The sequence below is a fragment of the Sphingobacterium sp. GVS05A genome (assembly GCF_019969845.1).
Lineage (GTDB): Bacteria > Bacteroidota > Bacteroidia > Sphingobacteriales > Sphingobacteriaceae > Sphingobacterium.
In genome coordinates this window covers 72,980-91,688 of sequence record NZ_JAHXYR010000011.1, presented here as the reverse complement: position 1 = coordinate 91,688, position 18,709 = coordinate 72,980, and the positions used below count along the sequence as shown (strand labels likewise).

At 40.2% G+C, this 18,709-nt stretch carries 19 protein-coding genes; 9 read left to right on the top strand and 10 right to left on the bottom strand.

The features are described from left to right. Positions 1-72: 72 nt before the first annotated feature. Positions 73-519: a hypothetical protein gene (locus LC454_RS23635; RefSeq protein ID WP_223584913.1), complete on the top strand. Its 447-nt coding sequence runs from the start codon at positions 73-75 to the stop codon at positions 517-519. A 113-nt stretch (positions 520-632) separates the two neighbouring features. On the opposite strand, the gene LC454_RS23630 is transcribed toward LC454_RS23635, so the two are convergent. The 9 genes from LC454_RS23630 to LC454_RS23590 form a co-directional block, all read right to left on the bottom strand. Then, positions 633-1,574 carry a fatty acid desaturase family protein gene (locus LC454_RS23630; protein WP_223584912.1) on the bottom strand — a complete coding sequence of 314 codons (942 nt, stop codon included), beginning with the start codon at positions 1,572-1,574 and terminating at the stop codon, positions 633-635. Positions 1,575-2,025: 451 nt separating this feature from the next. Further along, positions 2,026-5,100 (bottom strand): efflux RND transporter permease subunit, encoded by a 3,075-nt coding sequence (locus tag LC454_RS23625; RefSeq protein ID WP_223584911.1) that lies wholly within the window; start codon positions 5,098-5,100, stop codon positions 2,026-2,028. A gap of 11 nt (positions 5,101-5,111) precedes the next feature. Beyond that, on the bottom strand, positions 5,112-6,158 hold the full coding sequence (locus LC454_RS23620; protein ID WP_223584910.1) for an efflux RND transporter periplasmic adaptor subunit: 1,047 nt from the start codon (positions 6,156-6,158) through the stop codon (positions 5,112-5,114). Between the two features lie 8 nt (positions 6,159-6,166). Beyond that, the gene (locus tag LC454_RS23615) at positions 6,167-7,528 is read right to left on the bottom strand and encodes a TolC family protein (protein WP_223584909.1); all 1,362 of its coding nucleotides are present in this window, start codon (positions 7,526-7,528) and stop codon (positions 6,167-6,169) included. Between the two features lie 45 nt (positions 7,529-7,573). Next, positions 7,574-8,182 (bottom strand): TetR/AcrR family transcriptional regulator, encoded by a 609-nt coding sequence (locus tag LC454_RS23610; RefSeq protein ID WP_223584908.1) that lies wholly within the window; start codon positions 8,180-8,182, stop codon positions 7,574-7,576. Between the two features lie 192 nt (positions 8,183-8,374). After that, entirely contained in the window at positions 8,375-8,992 is a 618-nt protein-coding gene (locus LC454_RS23605; RefSeq protein ID WP_223584907.1) for an SDR family NAD(P)-dependent oxidoreductase, read from the bottom strand. A 179-nt stretch (positions 8,993-9,171) separates the two neighbouring features. Beyond that, positions 9,172-9,561 carry a hypothetical protein gene (locus tag LC454_RS23600; RefSeq protein ID WP_223584906.1) on the bottom strand — a complete coding sequence of 130 codons (390 nt, stop codon included), beginning with the start codon at positions 9,559-9,561 and terminating at the stop codon, positions 9,172-9,174. Positions 9,562-9,587: 26 nt separating this feature from the next. Then, a complete protein-coding gene (locus LC454_RS23595; RefSeq protein WP_223584905.1) occupies positions 9,588-10,166 on the bottom strand; it encodes a TetR/AcrR family transcriptional regulator in 579 nt (192 codons plus the stop codon). 64 nt (positions 10,167-10,230) lie between these two features. Next, positions 10,231-10,992, bottom strand: coding sequence for an NADPH-dependent F420 reductase (locus LC454_RS23590; RefSeq protein ID WP_410528671.1), 762 nt, complete (start codon positions 10,990-10,992; stop codon positions 10,231-10,233). A 139-nt stretch (positions 10,993-11,131) separates the two neighbouring features. Between LC454_RS23590 and LC454_RS23585 the strand changes: the two genes are divergently transcribed. The 8 genes from LC454_RS23585 to LC454_RS23550 all read left to right on the top strand — a co-directional run bounded on the left by LC454_RS23585 (position 11,132) and on the right by LC454_RS23550 (position 17,784). Next, on the top strand, positions 11,132-12,148 hold the full coding sequence (locus tag LC454_RS23585) for an LLM class flavin-dependent oxidoreductase (protein WP_223584903.1): 1,017 nt from the start codon (positions 11,132-11,134) through the stop codon (positions 12,146-12,148). A gap of 12 nt (positions 12,149-12,160) precedes the next feature. Next, a complete protein-coding gene (locus LC454_RS23580; protein ID WP_223584902.1) occupies positions 12,161-12,508 on the top strand; it encodes a winged helix-turn-helix transcriptional regulator in 348 nt (115 codons plus the stop codon). 87 nt (positions 12,509-12,595) lie between these two features. After that, positions 12,596-13,054 (top strand): MaoC family dehydratase, encoded by a 459-nt coding sequence (locus LC454_RS23575; RefSeq protein WP_223584901.1) that lies wholly within the window; start codon positions 12,596-12,598, stop codon positions 13,052-13,054. 283 nt (positions 13,055-13,337) lie between these two features. Further along, a complete protein-coding gene (locus tag LC454_RS23570; protein ID WP_223584900.1) occupies positions 13,338-15,566 on the top strand; it encodes a glycosyltransferase in 2,229 nt (742 codons plus the stop codon). Positions 15,567-15,572: 6 nt separating this feature from the next. Continuing rightward, positions 15,573-15,731: a hypothetical protein gene (locus LC454_RS23565; protein WP_223584899.1), complete on the top strand. Its 159-nt coding sequence runs from the start codon at positions 15,573-15,575 to the stop codon at positions 15,729-15,731. Then, complete coding sequence (locus LC454_RS23560; protein WP_317196282.1) at positions 15,732-16,001, top strand: TonB-dependent receptor plug domain-containing protein; 270 nt, start codon at positions 15,732-15,734, stop codon at positions 15,999-16,001. 134 nt (positions 16,002-16,135) lie between these two features. Beyond that, positions 16,136-16,990 (top strand): AraC family transcriptional regulator, encoded by an 855-nt coding sequence (locus LC454_RS23555; protein WP_223584898.1) that lies wholly within the window; start codon positions 16,136-16,138, stop codon positions 16,988-16,990. Positions 16,991-17,067: 77 nt separating this feature from the next. After that, the gene (locus LC454_RS23550) at positions 17,068-17,784 is read left to right on the top strand and encodes an FAD-binding oxidoreductase (protein ID WP_223584897.1); all 717 of its coding nucleotides are present in this window, start codon (positions 17,068-17,070) and stop codon (positions 17,782-17,784) included. Positions 17,785-17,951: 167 nt separating this feature from the next. Here LC454_RS23550 and LC454_RS23545 read toward each other — a convergent pair whose 3' ends face one another. After that, the gene (locus LC454_RS23545) at positions 17,952-18,422 is read right to left on the bottom strand and encodes a hypothetical protein (protein WP_223584896.1); all 471 of its coding nucleotides are present in this window, start codon (positions 18,420-18,422) and stop codon (positions 17,952-17,954) included. Positions 18,423-18,709: the final 287 nt, after the last annotated feature.

Here is an 18,709-nt window from a genome sequence, read left to right as displayed (position 1 = left end):
TGTATTGCCCTATGTTCTCAAAGTAACCTGCAAGCAAATTTGCAGGACGTAGAGAAATTAACACATAAAATAATGAATGTATTTAACAGAAATATGCTGGGTGGATTGATCGGAGCGGTGATACTCAATGTAATCCATAGCGTTGCAAAAAGATTTGACACAGAAGCTCCGGCAATTGATGAAGTAGGCGAGGAAGCGATGAAAAAGACGGTAAGTGCTGCAGGATTTGAACCTCCAAAAGGGAATGCCCTAGTGGCCGCAACCTTTGGAGCTGATGTTGCTTCAAATGCAATGTTGTATACCATGATCGGTTATGGCGGCGACAAACATATCGTTCTCAGAGGAGCCTTGCTTGGTACAGTCGTTGGCCTGGCAACATTGACAATCCCAAAGCAGGTTGGACTCGATACTGAACCGATAAAAAAGACCGAAAGAACAAAAATAATGACGGTAGCCTGGTATGTCATCGGCGGAATGGCAGCCGGGCTGGCCATAAAAGCGATGCGAAGACATCATTAATAACCTCTATATCGTATTAAGGCTCCTTTTCTTGCACAATCTATCTGAGCAGAAAAAGGAGCCTTAATTATTGCCTATTCCTAACGGAGCTTCATCATAAAATGGAGTTCAGCTTATTTGGACATCGCATGAATGACTCCGACATGCGATCTGAAAGCTGCCCAGAATGTTTTAAATTCGTTATATTGTAATTTATACTCCTTGCATGTTTGTTTCACAATGCGATTAAGCGCTGGGTAATGCACATGGCTAATCTTTGGAAATAGGTGATGTTCTACCTGAAAATTAAGACCTCCCAGCAACCAGGTCAATACTTTGCTCTTGGTAGCGAAATTAGCTGTTGACTGGATCTGATGAATCATCCATTCTTCATCCACCCGTGAGGCTTCTATGGTCTTGAATTCTGTTCCCGAAACGACATGGGCCAATTGGAATACAGTTGCCAGGCTCATTCCACACACTACACCGGCGATCAATAGACCAAGTAGCGTAGGCAGCCAGCCGACAAATATTATAGGAACAACCACAAATAGCGTAAAGTGGATCAGCTTACTTACCCAAAAAATAACACGCTCCCTGACAGGAAAATGAAACTGCTCCTTATCATTGCCCATACGGCCGCGGAAGTATTTTTCATAATCCTGATAAAAGATCCAGGCGAGATAGGAGATTCCGTATAACAGCGGAAAGTAAAAGCGCTGATAGCGGTGATGCTTTTTTAATTTTTGATCATGGTGTATGCGCATGAATTTGACCTCGATATCGTGATCTTCACCGTCGATATTGGTATAGGTATGATGGGCAATATTGTGTTTGAGTTTCCAAAAATAAATGTTGCCTCCTAAGAGATTGAGTGAATAGGACAGTACGGTATTCAGTCGTTTATTGTCCGAAAACGAATTGTGGCCCGCATCGTGCATAATATTGAAGCCTATTGCAGCAAGATTGGCTCCGAAAATGGCGCATAATAAGATAGCAATGCTCCAATGAAGCGGAACGAATACCAAAAGAATATAGAGCAGGATAAAGGTGGTCAATAGAATGGAAGCTTTCAAATAAATTCTTCGATTGCCAGTTTTTTGTTTTGATGAATTTACAAAATAGTGATTGATTTTTTGCTTTAAAGCTTTAGAAAACAATGTATTTACATTGTCGAATTTAACAGATTGGGACATTTGATTTTTTACGCGGGAAATATGCTTGTACTTAATTTCCAATCTTTAGTGATTGGTTGATGTGAAGTTACAAAATATAATTGATCATCAATGTATAAATAAAGTTAAATTTCATCACAACTGGAAAAATTCTAAGGTCATATAGGATGAGCATAGCTTTAGTATAGCATATATCTCAAAAAGTCAAAAGCTTTAGGCAAGTAATCGTAACCAATAACCATAAAGGCTACCGGATGCTCGATATACCTCATTGAACATCGTCGGTAGCCTTTATCTCAATGAGCCTATGTTATATGCTAGTCGAACTGATTTACACTTGAGAAGCCTATTTTTAGAATACTTCTTTCGTTTTTTCACCCTCCGCTTCTGATCTTGGCGGAATTAACTTATACATTACGGGAGTAACGATCCTGGATAAAATCGTGGAACTGATCAGTCCGCCGATTAATACAATTGCCAAAGGTGCTATAAGTGGATTAGGGTTTAAAGCTATTGGAAGCAACCCACAGATAGCGGTGATTGAAGTCAACACCACCGGTAAAAACCGTGTTTCCCCAGCCATATTGACGGCCTCATCAATACTATAACCTTCCTCCCGGAGCTGGTTGGTAAAATCAACAAGTAATAACGAGTTTTTTACTTGAATACCCGAAAGACCAATAAAACCAATAATGGATACCAATGACATTGGGTTGCCGGTCATTAACAACAAAATTACACCACCAAGAATACCCAATGGTATGATGGATAATACTATGATGATTCCCTTGAATGTTTTAAATTGCAATAGAAGTACGCCTACAAAAAGGAAACCACTCAATAATATCACCGAAAGGAAGTTACCTCCCAGGGCATCGCCTTCTGACTCAGCCTCACCTGATAATTTGTAATAATATCCTGGCGGCATCTTTAGTTTGTCAAGTGCCGGGATAACATCTTTTAGAATATCATTGGCATACACACCATCTTTGGTGAGAGAAGTCACCTTGGCGAATCGGGACTTGTTAAAATGATTGATAGCGGTGGGAGAGGTCTCGAAGCCCATGGATGCAATCTGGTCGACCTGTACCGGTATCCCCTGGATGTTGTTAACATATAGCCCCTTCAAAGCATTTAGATCTGAAAATTTATCTCGTGGAATGGTGATGACTACTTTGCGTGTATCACCTCTGTTGTCAATATAATCACCTACATTGAGCCCTGCCACCGCCAAGCGGATGACCTTGTCCACCTCGCTGGTCAGGACGCCCAACGTACGTGCTTTTTCTTTGTTAATAGTTATCTTAACATCAGATTTGTAGGTATTAAGCTCATTGCTTACAAAGAATGTCCCCGGATGTTTCCGTAAAATCTCTTCTACTTGGAAGGAAAGTGCACGCAAGGTATCCTGCTGTTCACCAAAAATGCGAACCACAATATTCGCTTCAATAGGCGTCCCCTGTTCGAAATCCTTTATTTCAATTCTGGCGAGGGGAAAATCAGCGAATCTTTTTCGCAATGTTTTAATGAGCTCTTGCTTAGATTTTGGGCTGGTCTCATCGCTCATTTGTACAAATATCTGCGCAAAATCTGGCTTTACATCCTGTTGGTGCACGTTGTAATAGATCTGAGGATTACCTTTCCCTACATTGGAGGTGTAGTATACAATCTGCTCATGATTTTTCAATTCTTTTTCAATAAGTTTGGTCACGCGGTCACTTTCCGGAATATTAGCTTGCAAAGGAAGCTTTATATTAATCAAGAACATCGGTTTTTCGGACGTTGGGAAGAGTTTGAAACCGGCAAATGGAAATAGCATGAAGGCAAGTATGCTCAAGATAATAGATATACCGACAGTAACTTTAGGCCATGTCAGGGCCAAAGGCATTACACGACGATAGGAAAAGCTTAAAAACTGCTGTAGTTTTTGCAGGAAAAAGTTTCCGTCGCTATGGCTATGGCTTTTCAACATACGGCTTCCCAAAAAGGGCACCAATGAAAGCGCTACCAGCATTGAAGCGAGAACACTTGTGATCACTGCGACAGGCAAACTACGGATAAATTCACCAGCGATATCGGGTAGAAAAGCAAGTGGTAGAAATGCAATGACCAGGGTTGCTGTACAGCCGACCACCGCGATGCCGATCTGTTTAGTGCCTTTTAGGATCGCATCTTTTTTTGAATGCCCCTCTCTAAGCCAACGTTCTATGTTTTCGACAACAACAATACTGTCATCCACCAAGAGGCCCAACGCCACAACCAAACCTACAATACTGAGCTGATTAAGAGAATACCCCATTAGGTTCATGGCTATCAGGCCAAGCGCCAAAGACAGAGGAATGGAGATCATGACAATAAGTGAGGCACGGAATCCAAGCGGGAGCAGAGTGATGACAACCAAGAGGATTGCAAGTCCAAAATCAAAGCCCAGATGTCCCAAACGTTTGGATACCATATCAGCCTGATCAAAATTCTTTACCATCTTAATATGTTCTGGGAGACCTTTGTCGAATTCCTCCAATACGGGCATATATTCCGCTTTTACTGTACTAATGTTGACATTATCTTTCATCGCAGCGGTGACTAATACGCATCGCTGCCCATTAAGCCGTGTGATGTGATTGACGGTTTCATCTTTATAGCTTACGGCGGCGACATCTTTTAAGTAAATGATTTTTCCGTTCGCGTTATAAATAATAGTGTTGGCAACATCTTCCACATTTTTGAATTTACCACTGGTTTTCACATTGAATATTTTGCTATCGAGATTGATGCTTCCGCCGGGGATATCGGCGGCTTCGCTCTGTAAACTTCCGATGACGAGATTAAGTGGTATTTTTAACTGTGCAAGTTTGTCCAATTGCATGTCAATCCGAATCTCCTGTTCTGGAATTCCGGCGTATTTGACTTCCTTTAGATCGGTTATCTTCTCCAGCCTGGTTTTGAGGATGTCGGCATGATCGCGCAGGACTTTGGCTGATGCAGTATTGGAGATTAAAGCCACCTGAATAATTTTAACATCAGAAGATGCAATCTTTTCGGTTTTTATCAGGTAGATATCCTTGGGAAGTTCGCTGTTTTTTAACGCATTGATTTCAGTGGAGATCTCCTGATATTTATTATCTACGTCAACGCCATATCTGAATTTGGGCTGTATGACGGCTACTCCGTCTTCGACAGAGGTCAGGATCTTTTCAATATTGTCCAGTCCGTAAATTTTATTTTCGATCGGTTTTACTACCTGTTCTTCCATATCCTTGGGACTTGTACCTGGATAGATGACCGTAATGACATATTGGGGAGCATGTGTCGTCGGATCTTCTGATCGGGGCATAGTGAACAAGGTCAGCAGCCCAACAACTGCAAAAAGAACGAATATGATCAGAGTAAACTGATAATTTTTTACTGCGAAGTTTGTTATTTTCATTGGATGCAGGTTTACTTGATTATTTTAATGATAGACTGTTCATTGAGATAAGCACTGTTGGAAATGACAATATTATTGATCCCTTCGAGCCTGTCGTTCAGGTAAACTTTATCATTTTCAAATTTAGCTATGTTGACTGCCAGTTTCTTTACTTTATTGGCTCCAATTGCTGTAAATACAAATGCTTTCTTTCCGTCAGCTTCTACCAGTGAACTATAGGGAATGACCATTGCAGTTTCGTTTTTATCGGTGATGATTTCTGCCTTCCCGAACATGCCAACAGGAGGGACTATACCTTGGAGTTTTAAGCTCAGCTCAACCTGGAATGAACCGATCTCCTGGTCAGCATTTTGAAGTTTTCGCAATATAGTTGCCTCGAAAAAGCGCTCAGGATACCCATCAAGAATGACTTTTGCGGCCTGTCCCTCTCTTATTGCACTCCACTCAAGATCAGTCACGCCAACTTTTAGAATATAATTGGCATTCTTTCGCACGGAATTGGTAGACAGTATGGGTATACCCCCGCCGATTACTTCACCTTCATTGGCAGTTTTTTTTACCACAAAACCATCAGTGTAAGCATAAATCTTCGCATAACGCTCATTGAAAGCAAGCGCTTCTTTGGCTTTCTTGGCAACGTCTAGCGCAGTTTTTGTGTTTTGCAACTGTTCTAGCGTAAATACACTATCCCGATATAGATTGACTGCTCGGGTGTAGTCGCGCTGTGCTCTCTCGACACCCAATCCTAATTGCGCAACACCAGCTGCTATTTCCGTCGTGTTTAGCGTGGCCAACAGTTGACCTTTACTGAAAAACTGCCCCTCGTCCACCAAAATACGGCTGACCACACCGCCTATCTTGAAGGAATAATTGGTCTGATCTTCAGTACTTACTAATCCAGTGGCCTGTATGGAGCTGGCAATACGTAGAGAAGAAATAGGCGATACTTTTACAGATATGATATCAGGTGCACCCAATGGGCTTTTGCCTTTTGGTTTTTCATTGCAAGCGAAGAAGAACAGGGATGCTATAAGTAATGTAAATTTAATCTTTTTCATTTTTTTAATTATTGAATATTAAAACTAGCAGTGGCACGCTCAATGGCTGAAAAGGAAATCCATGCGTCAAACAGGGCGATATTCGCCTGTAGCTGTGAATCAACCCATTGATTTTGGGCGTCAAGCAATTCGATATAGATTGCCATGCCTTCCTTGTACATTAATGCGACATCTTTGTAGTAGGTCTGACTTGTTGTTAATTGGTTTTGCGCAGCATGATATTGTGCTATGGAGCGCTGCATATCTGCTTGCTTGACCCTGAGTTCAGTAAGTAATTGCTGCTCCACGTAATCTGTTTGAGACGCTATCGCGTGTTGTTCTGTAATAGCTTGTTTGATCCGATTGGTATTCTTACCGGAGGCAAAGAGGTTCCATTCCAAGGAGACTCCCAATAGATAGTAACGGCTTTGCCTATTGAACTTCCAATCAAAAGCCTGGGAGCCCAAATCCAAGTTTGTTCCGATTTTCGGAATTATATAGGATTTTGCAAGCCCGGTGAGATCCTCATTTATACTTTTTGCGATTTTAAGTTTCGAGAGTTCTTCCCTTTGTAAGATGTTGTTTATCGCCGATGAACTTTGTTCTGGCAAGTTGGTTACCTGATCAATCGCAATGCTGTCCGATAAGGGTCGATTCAACAGAAAATTGAAATAAAATTGTGCCGATTCTTTTGTCTTTTGGGCGTTAACTAGGGTAGCATCTATTTTGGATACTTCATTTTTACTTCGAATCACTGCTGTTCGGTTAATTTTACCATTATCAAATAGCTTTTTATTTACCCGCTCTGCTTCGATCACTAGATTGCGGTAGGATTGGTAGATCTTCTCTGCAGTGGCAGCTTTCAGGTAATTGTAATAAGCGGTCTTGATCTCCTTGACCAGTTCACGTTTGTAAAGTTGAACCTCTGTCTTTTGAAGTTCAATCTGTTTTGATTTGATCTTTTTATTATAGCTTAATTCGGCATTTAAAATCGGCTGGGTGATACGAAATTTTGCATCATAGAAATTATCTGGATTAAGCTGTTCAGCCCGGTTTTGTAGTTGTGGAAATGCACTTGTTCCTGTCAGTTGATTTAGTGTTGAGTAAACGTTATTTAGCATGTCACCGACTGGAATATCTATTGTACGACCACCATCCGCCTTTGTATAGGTAGTTGAAAAAGTGATATTGGGTAAAAACATACTTTTCGCTTCTCCAAGCGCATAAATATTCTTCTCTAGCAAGAAATGCTGCTGTTTTAGACTTTGATTGGATGCAATCCCCTCACGGATGTATACCTCCAATTTATTTTGTCCAAAGGCAATCTCTATGGATAAAATGGTGTAAAAAAAGTAACACCACAATAGTCTATTTTTATATTTTTTGATCATTGTAATAAAATTAAACAGTGTTCAATTAATTGGCAAAAAAAAGGATTATCCTTTTTCTAATAATGCGACAAAGCATTCATATCCATACTTCATGAGCTCTTCATTGGACTTGTCTGGAAAGTTTGTTGTACGATCCTTACAGAACAGCGCACAGATACCGTGCATCGATGACAAAATCATAAATGATAAATACTCCACGTCCATTCCTTTAAATCGCCCTTGGGCCTGACATTCTTTAACCAAAGCCAACAAATGATTTACCGCCTCCTGTGCAATTTGGAAACCACCATCTTTGGATGATTTTTCAGGTTCATCTGCGATAAACATCAGATTATAATAATCTTTATTCTCCTGAGCAAAATGAATATATGCTCTACCAACTGCTTTCAAACGTTCAAAAGGATCAGCAACATGGTCTAAAACCTTTAACTGTGCTAGGAAAAGCCTGAATCCTTCTTTATGAAGCTCATGGAAAATTTCACTTTTATCCTTAAAATGGAAATAGATCGTGCCGGGACTATAATTTATCTCGCTCGCAATATTTCTCATACTGGTATTTTCATAGCCTTTATCAAGGAATATTGTACGAGCTGCATCCAAAATACGCTTGCGCATCTCTTGTTTCTCTTCCTGTTTTCTTTCTGCTATACTCATTTAGTGATAAATATGAATTGTTAAAAATCGTTGTTCAGCATTATGCTATGGATGGGGGAGTCCGGGACTTATTTTACCCATTATATTAATTGCTGTTTTTCTGCTCAGAAACCTGAAAACAAAGAGCATGGCTCTGTTTTTAAATCCCTGTATAATTCTTGGTTTCGTCCTGCTGTTCAGCGCATTAATCAGTTAGTCAGCAACTTGCGATACCGAAGAGACGACAAATTTTGGGAAAGCACTGGTTTCCCGGCCAGCATTGGAATGAAAATCTGAATCGGCAGCACCGGGGTTGAAACCTGCCACAAATATACCCTTATTTTTAAATTCGTACCAGAGCGATTCCGAAAAATTGGCCACAAAACTTTTTGTTGCGGCATATACCGCTCCGCCGGGTAATGAAGAATGTGCGAGCAGTAATCCTATATTGATCAGGGCATCACCGGATCTTGCATGCTTTAAAAAAGCATACGATAGGGTGACCAAGGCGTCCATATTCAGCCGCATCGAATCCAATTGGTCGTCCAAAGGTATTTCGACAAAACTTCCATAGGTGCCAGTACCTGCATTATTGACTAATAGGTCATATTTGTTGTCCCTTAAATGATCAGCAAGATATAAAATATCTTCTCTTTTTGTCAGATCAAGCGGGAGGATCTGGTGACGGTCCCTACCCAAAGATTCTTGCAGCGAGCCTAGCTTTACTTCATTTCTCGCAACCAAAGTCAGGCTAAATCCTTGCGCGGCGAGCCTTTTGGCAACCTCAAGGCCAATGCCGCCGCTAGCTCCGGTAATCAATGCTTTTTTCATTTATAAAACTATTTAAATTAATGATGCTACAAAGTTATTGAACAGTGTTCAATAAAACAATATTTATTTTGAGAATATTTTTTGTTACATCTAAAAATGAACAAGTAAGATTTTATTTTTTGGCTGGAACTTGTAGAAGTATCGGGGGAAAAGAATCGATGCTTTGGTGTGCAATTATATTATTCTGGCTTCGTCCATTTCTGAATAATATCATTTGCTTCATAAATAGAGATTACTTTTTTGTGGGCTGTAATTATAGCATTTTGTTGCGCTATAGTCTCATTTTTTTGTTCGATCTGCCGCGCTTGCTCAGCGAAATGGCTGTCAAAGAAATTTTTGACCAAGGGATGATTACCGTAATAAATTAAAAGATTGGTTTTCAGCAAATTGGAAAAATTAACAAGCGTTTCGAAGTCTACAGACCGACTTTGATAGATATTATCCAACATTGACTCGCTGAAGTCAAGGGTTTCTTTTATTTCCTCTTCACTTATTGCTTTTTCGATAACGATGTCTCTGATAATTTTTCCAATATGTGGGATTGCTGTATTGCTGTCAAAATTTTTCATCTTTTATAGCTATTGGTTAGACCTTACTATTTATATTTTTCTCGATAGTCTTGAAGTAGAAGATTGTTGAAAAGAGATTCCTTTATACAGAGAAAACGCTCGGCGCCCTGGCCAAGACGAGATAAAATAGGCATCATCGCCAAAATATTTAATATTTCGATAGATTTATCACCTGGGGTTTGTATGCTTGCAAATTGATTTTTAATTATTCCTTCTTCGAGTGTAGCGCTGAGCCAGTGTAACAGAAAATCGTAAAATCTTCTGACCTCAAGTTTGATATTAGGGTCTATATCTTTCATATCGGATGAAATAGCAACGATAGGACACATCTTTCCTTTAACGGCTAAAGCAACGTAAAAATCAATCAGCGCAGCTAACTTCTCATAGGGTTCCTTTGCAGATATAGACTCAAATAAAACAGCCTGCACGCTCTGTGAATAGTGTATTATTGCAATGATCAGATCGCTCTTGGTCGGGAAGTAATAATGTATGGAAGAGGTTTTAATCCCGATATCCTTTGAAATATCATGGAAACTAAAGGCGTTAAAACCATTGTCAGATAACATTTCGGCGGCTGTATGAATTATTTTCTCTTTTGTATACATTAATCTATCTACTATTAGGTAGATAAATATAAGCGTTTTTTTTGATTATAATTTTATTAATTTATTAAAGGTAGGGGCGCGCTAGTTCATCAGCCAAGGCACGGTTTTCTGCGCGCTTATTAATATCTGCTTTTTCCAAAGCAATAATCAGGTTTTGTTTATCGAGATCATGGCAATACGCCGGCTCACCGGGTTGTTGCCGCCATGATGATGCAATCGCACCTGCATCTAATGCATCAAATCCGATTTCGTCAATTAGTCGCATAATGAATCGCTTGGCTTTTAAATCGTCGCCTGCAACTGATAGGGAAATCCGCTCTGGGCTTCCTTGGGGGCGCGCTTTTGAGGCCAGACTTCCTGCAACGATATTGTTGAACGCTTTTATCACCGGATGACGAATCACTTTTGCCACCCATTCGCTGTCTGTTAGTCCGTTTTCGATCGCTGTATTACTACCGTCACGGGATGGATAATAATTCCCGGAATGAACAATGATCGCTTGTGAGGTAGACAAAATCTGCACGGGCAGACTTGGAATAGCTTTTTCTGGAACGGCTATAATGACGAGGTCTTGAGCTGCTGCGGCTTCTTCCGCAGTTCCAGCGGTAGTACCTGTTTTAGCAGAAACATCTGCCAGCGAAGCAGGCCCACGTGAATTGGAAATGATCACCTCATGACCTAAATTGATTAAATATTTAGCCAGTATGCTACCCATATTCCCCGAACCTAATATTCCTATTTTCATCTTTTCGACTATTTTATAATCATCAAATGTACAAGTCCTTTTCTTCCCTTTATGTTGTGCTTTCCAGAAGGAAAGCGAAATAAATCTAAGGTCTATAGTGTCAATCTTACTTTCCTTTAGGAAAGTACTATCTTTTGGTAACTACATTTTAGGTAATTTTGTCTTATTGATTTTACTTGTTAAACAGATAAAGTAAAATGATAGTTAAGGGATAAAACGTATGAAAAATAATATAAAATACTCCATATTAGAGCTGGCGACGGTATCACAAAATACGAGTTTTAAAGAAACATTGAATAATACAGCAGGACTTGCCAAAGTGGCTGAGCAAAAGGGTTATGAAAGATACTGGTTTGCCGAACACCATAATTCAGACACAGTAGCCAGTTCAGCAACTGCTGTTTTAATAGGGTATGTAGCGGAGAATACTGAGCGAATAAAAGTAGGTTCGGGTGGTGTAATGTTACCCAACCATTCGCCACTAATTGTAGCCGAGCAGTTTGGCACGTTGGCACAATTATATCCTAACCGCGTTGATTTGGGCTTGGGAAGAGCCGTGGGAACAGACAATGCAACGGCACAGGCTATACGTTCGGATTCGTTTCAGGCAGCACACGCTTTTCCGGATGAAATTGAGAAAATACAGCGTTACTTTTCGCTGGAAAACAAATCTGCTAAAGTGAGAGTTCCTATGGCTGAAGGAATGGACGTCCCGATCTTCATCTTGGGTTCGAGTACCGATAGTGCTCATATAGCTGCTCAAAAGGGTTTACCCTATGCTTTTGCTAGCCATTTCGCTTCTACGCATTTGTACAATGCATTACGTATCTACCAACAGGAGTTTCAGCCTTCCAAGTTTCTGAAAGCACCCTATACCATGGCTGGAATTAATGTAATCATGGCCGATACAAATGCCGAAGCAGAAAATTTATTCACTTCATTGATCGGAATGTTTTATGGAATGCTAACTGGCAATATGCAAAGTGTGCAACCGCCGAAGGAAATGACCGCAGCTTGGCGAGAGATTCTTAACCACCCAAGTGTGAATCAGATGCTCAAATTTTCTTTTGTGGGCGACAAGGAAACCGTAAAAAAACAAATTATTGGCTTTTTGGAAGAAACCGCTGTGGATGAATTGATTGCCGTTTCGACGCTGTATTCACCCGAAGCACGGATAAAATCAGTACAACTATTTGCCGAAGTAATGATGGAAATTAATGTAGATCTAGCAACTTAATAAGTGTAAATTATGGCACAAAAAAAACAGCACTGCGATTGCCTTTCTACCATTAAGCCTGTTCGCGATACCTTAGATGTCATTAACGGGAAATGGAAATTGCCCATTATTATCTCTGTTGGGGTTGGAAACGATCGTTTTACAGATATTCAGGAAAGCATCCCTGGAATCACACCAAAAGTCTTGGCAAAGGAATTGAAGGACCTAGAACAACACAAATTAATAACAAGAATAGTCGCCGACGAGTATCCAGTTAAAATTACGTATAAATTAGAGCCTTACGCTGATACATTGACACCGATTATTTATGCCTTAAAAGATTGGGGAGAGAATCATAGAAAGGTGGTGACGGAAAGGTGAAACTTCTTTTTGGCCATAAACGAATTAATGCCCCAAATTTATGTACCTTGTATTGGATCATGTGAACCACGATAAAGCTAAACGACAATGGTAATTATTAACCGTTTTGAAGAATACAAATCCTATGAAGGAAAAATCATTGGAGTTTCTGGTTGGCATCAGATCGACCAGCAGCAGATCAATAAATTTGCAGCATCAACGCTCGACTTCCAGTGGATCCATGTTGACCCGCAAAGAGCAAAGGATGAGGGGCCCTTTGGTTCAACGATCGTTCATGGTTATTTGACACTATCACTTATACCGTATCTATGGAAGCAGATCGCAGATGTCCGTAATGTAAAAATGGAAATCAACTATGGTATTGAGAATTTCAAATTTGGACAGGCAGTGCCCGTAGACAGTGAAGTACAATTGCAGGCTACAGCAAAGTCAATATCAAACTTAAGAGGAACAGTGAAGGCTATTATACAGGCAAAACTCTCAATTAAAGGACAAGATAAACCGGCCTATACAGGTGACGTTATCTTCCTATATCATTTCAATTAATAATATCATATATTACCAAGGCTCTTTGACAAGGCGGCTAGGTACGTTGTGTGGAATAGCCGATTCCGCTTCTAACAATTCTAACAACTTGGATTTTTGATATTCTATGAATATCTTGATGATAGTTGTGCATCCTTCATATGCCGAAGCAATGGAAACATTATGTTAGATTATGTCATCCTTACGGTTTTATTTGTGTACATTTATAGAACCTCCCTACGTGCAGCCCCTTGTTAAAGATACAAGACGATCGTATGCAAGGACTTCACATAAATAATCCACAATGATTTTAACGACGAAAAGAGGAATTGCATTCCTATCAACTTTTCCCCCGCGCGCCTGCGGTATTGCCACCTACACGACAGATTTAATGAAGGCTATTTCAAGTAAATTTCAGGATTCTTACGACCTTATTCCGATACCAATCGTAGCACCACAGGGTCTCACAAATTATGACGATACACCTCTTGGTTTATTGGAGATTGCAAATCCGCTTTCATTTAATACGCTATTAGAGAATATTCAATTATACAAAACTATCGACTTAGTTTGTATTGAACATGAATTTGGCTTATTCTCCGGTCAGGAAACACAATTCAGCTCTTTCCTTTCCAATCTTAATACTGCACAGATCACCATAGTGATTACTTTTCATACAGTACTACCATCGCCAGATGCCGTATTACTTGAACAGGTAACCACTATTGCGGAGTATTGTTCGCAGATCGTCGTCATGACTCAAAATTCTGCTGATATTTTGGTAAACGCTTATGGAATCTCTCCAAATAAAATCACAGTAATCGCACACGGAACGCATTTAGCTCCCGCAAAGAACAAACAAGCGACGCTGGAGCAATATGGCCTACTGGGCAAGAAAGTGCTGAGCACTTTTGGTCTGCTAGGGCCAAGCAAGAGTATCGAAACTACGCTTCATGCACTTCCCGCTATTGTTGCGCAAAATCCAAATGTGATGTTCCTCATTATGGGACAGACACACCCCACTTTGTTACAACGTGAAGGGGAAGCGTATAGAAATCTACTGGAAGAAATAATTGAGCGGTATGGGCTTGCAGCTCATGTCAGGTTTGTAAATGAATTTCTCTCGATAGAGTCGCTGTTAGCTTACCTATCGATCACGGATGTTTACCTGTTTACCTCGAAAGATCCCTTTCAGGCGGTTAGTGGAACCTTTTCTTATGCCCTGAGTTCGGGATGTCCCATTGTTTCGACTCCCATTCCCCATGTCCGGGAAGTTCTGAAAGCAGATATGGGCACGATGATTGATTTTGAAGCATCTGATCAACTTGCGGAGGCGGTTAATCAAATTCTGGACGATACACCGAGACTAGAGAAAATCCGCCATGTGAATCTTCAAAAAATGGTCAATACCTCCTGGCAAAATGTAGCAATAGCCCATGTCAATCTATTTGAACTCCTTATTGACGAAAAAAGAGATATGTTGTATTCTATTCCCCCCCTCAACTTGGACCATATGTTTCGGATGTCAACAGAACGCGCATTTGTGCAATTTGCGGACATCAGCATGCCAGACCTAGCGAGTGGCTATGCTTTGGATGACAATGCCCGAGCGCTTATCGCGATGTTACATCATTATAAATTATACGAATCTCAGGAAGACCTTGGCTTGATCAAGAAGTACCTGGATTTTATAGCTTACTGTATGCAGGATGATGGTACATTTTTGAACTATGTAGACAGTGACGGTAATTTTACCCTACAAAACGAGCAGGAAAACCTAGAAGATGCCAATGGACGGGCGGTATGGGCATTGGGCGAGGTGGTTGGATTAGCCAATCTTTTACCCGAACGGATAGTCAAACCTGCTATTGAACTTTTGGAGCGGGCTTCCAAGCATGCGCTGGTTTATTATTCAACACGATCCATGGCCTTTACGATAAAGGGCCTAAGTTTTATGAAAGGCAATAATTATAAAGCGATCATAGATGTTTTAGCCGGCCGCTTGGTAGCTATGTTTGAGTATGAAAGTACTGCCGATTGGCAATGGTACGAATCCTACATGACCTATGGCAATAGCGTGATTCCGGAAGCTTTGTTGACTGCCTATGAGTCAGCCGGTGATAAGAGATATCGGGACATTGCTTATCAATCCTTTGATTTTTTATTGAGCCGGATTATTATTGGTGACGAAATCCATGTTATTTCCAATAAAGGATGGGCACAACGTGATCAACCGAGAGCTCAACCCAAAGGAGGGGAGCAGCCCATCGATGTTGCCTATACCATTATTGCGCTGGATAAGTTTTACAGACATACAAAAGATGAACACTATAAAAACACGATACGGACAGCATTCGAATGGTTCCTGGGGCGCAATCATATCCAGCAGATTGTTTATAACCCAGTAACTGGCGGTTGTTTCGATGGCCTAGAAGAGCGTACAGTAAATATTAACCAGGGTGCAGAATCGACCATAAGTTATTTATTGGCTAGGCTCAAAATGGAAGCCTATTTGCCCGAAAACCTGAGTTGATCTTAAGTGGTAGAGCAGCGTAATCTGGATGAGGTGGTCGTGACGGCGAGCCGATTGGCCGAACATATTGATGAAGTACCATCGTCTGTCAACTATATTGGCGATAAAGCACTTGAACAACAGCGTCAGATTAATGATAATCTGACGTTCATTTTGATGCAATAGGTGCCGAGTATCTCGTCGAGTGAAGAAAGCCAGGATAACTTTATTGCCAAGATCCGTGGCCGTAATTTTCTGGTACTGATAGATGGTATCCCGAAATATACTCCCTTACGAAATAGGGACCATGACCTGCGTACAACTGATGTCAGCACCGTAGATCATATTGAGGTGATCAATGGTGCGATAGCACTGTACCGCAATGGGGCTGCGGGTGGTGTGATCAACTATATCACCAAAAAATCTCAAACTGAGAAAAAACTGATTTCGTCATAACCAGCTCTTGCCCGCCAGTTGATTCATATTTATTATTCCAAAAATTTGCTCCTCTATAGCATGTTTTAATAAGTAAATTTAATACTTTTAAGCCATCTAAAAGATAACGTGCTTTGCGCTGGTTAAATTGAAGAATGCAACACAAAAGATATATTCCGGTCAGGACGCTACCCAAAGAATTTGGTCATGGCATTGCTCTTGCAAAAGTTTCACCCGAATCTTTTTGGGAAGATGAAGAAATCATGCAGGCACATCGGCACGATTATCATTTCTTTGTCTTACAGAAAAGTGGGGTTACTGTTATGGAAATAGATTTTCAGCAATACCGCACAGATAAACCGACCATATACTATCAATCGCCGGATCAAGTGCATAGGGCAGTGCAGGTGGAGCATATAGAAATGTTTATGCTAATCATTAGCAATGAAAATATTGCCGCCGAATATCTTACTATTTTGCAAAACATCTCGCCCTTAAAACCTTTGGCGATTGAATTGGAAGATCTTGGGATTATTGAGAAGACTTACAATTTGTGCATTGAACTCTACGAACGAACGAACGACAAATTGCATTTTTCTGTATTGAAGGACAGCGTAAATGCCTTGATTGCTTTGCAGCTATCCGTGTATCTAAAATATAGTAAAACTGCCGAGTCACTATCGCGGTTTGAACGGATTAATAAAGCTTTTTTCCTACTGTTGGAACAAAACTTTCTGACCTTGAAACGTCCTGCTGCGTATGCTACCCAATTTAATATTTCGGTTTCCTATCTCAATGAATCTGTCAAAAATGTAACAGGGTTTCCTGTTTCACATCATATCCAGCAACGTGTAATTTTGGAGGCCAAACGATTGCTATATCATTCTGACAAATCGGTTAAGGAGATTGCTTTTGAATTGGGCTATGAGGATTATCCTTATTTTTCTCGCTTGTTTACCAAGATATGTGGCATGAGTGCAAAAGCGTTTCGTAGCAAAAACCACGATTAGTCCAATCAATACTACTCTTTATTCTTTTTTATACAGAAGCCGGTGGCTTTCTTTGTGTTCAATCAAAACATAAGATTATGCCGAGTGCTCCAAAATGGGTTTTTGATACCCTCAATTTATTCGTTTCTCAAATTCCCGAGGTCCAAGTAAGTCAAACTGAATATTTGTCAACAACCGTTAAACGAATTAGTTTACAGGGGGATTTTGAAAAACTGCAGTTTTCCGTCGGTGCTTTTTTTGACATACGCGTTTCTGACACCGATGCCAGAAGATATACCATTGCTGAAATAAACAGCGAGAAAAATACCCTGCAATTAATTGCACATATCCATGGTAATGGTTGTGGAAGTGACTTTATGAATCATCTGGAAGTGGGTGATCGCCTAGTGCTCAACAAACCTCGCACAGAACAAAAGTACTACGATAAAGCCGCTGAGAAAATTGTATTCTTTGGCGATGAGACTTCACTGGCATTGGCCTGCTCTTTTTTGCCTGTTATGGAGGAGCAAAAGAAGGAACACCTGTTCCTTTTCGAATTGGATGCAGAGAACAATGCTATCCCGGAGCTACTCGGACTGGAAAACAGCATTGTGTTTCCAAAATCGACCTTGTTTTCTGATTCAGATCAGATTAAAGAGTTACCCATTTTCAAAAATGAATATTGGTCCGACGCTTATTTTGTACTTACGGGGAATGTAAAATCCGTACAAAACTTTCGAAAAGTAATCCGAACACAAATGCATGCGCGCGTTAAACATCAGGGCTTTTGGCTGCAAGGGAAAAAGGGGCTATAAATTACAGTTGAAAGATGTGCAGACATTACTCGCTGTATTTATTTTTGGAACAGCGGATTGAATCTTTTTGAAAGGTGATTAACGTTATGTGTGTTAAAAACTAAAGGTATATGGTGATTTAAGATAAACCACCATATATCCTTTAGGACTGAACTGATAATATGGTATTAAAGTGCAGCTTTGATAGCCGCCAAACAATCGGATTGATATTTCATGATATTATCTTTGTCTGCAGCAGATATCTTTCCATCTGCAAGATCTTTTTCGATCTCGTTTTTAATATCCAACAACGATTTTTCTTTATCCACTGCTTTCTCATGCGAGTCAGCATTGATACGGTCTACCCATGTTTTACCTAATTTTGTATAAAGCTCTTTGGCTTTATCATTGGATAGCGTTGGAGCGGGTACTGACGCAATTGCTGCATTGGCGGCAGCTTTATTTGAATAAACGACAGCTTCGGCATCTTTCGTAGCAGCATCTTCTGAGGTATTCATCGCTTCTTCATTCGCATCAGCAGCTTTTTCCTCAGCGTGTTCCATGCTGTCAGCGGCTTTTTCCTGTGGTGTCTGATTATTACATGAAACTAAGATGGCTACTGTCGCTAGAGAGGCGAAAAATGTTTTGTTTAAAATCATATTATTATTTGTTTAGTGAAACTAATTAAATAACAAGTGCTTTTTAGAATTCGTTTGTTTTAATTTACTTTTTAGACTTTAATAAGCTGTTTTTTTCGCTGTGGCCATAAAATGAAATTATTTCAAACAGTTTATACCTGGACATTGTTGAATATATATAGATCGCTTGTCCGATCATGAAGAATTTTAAAAGCTAGGCACCTTTCCATCCTAGCTTTTTTTGTTTAAAGACCTGCCTATTATTATTTGATAACAATATAAATGATTTAAAAGGCAGATGGAATTTT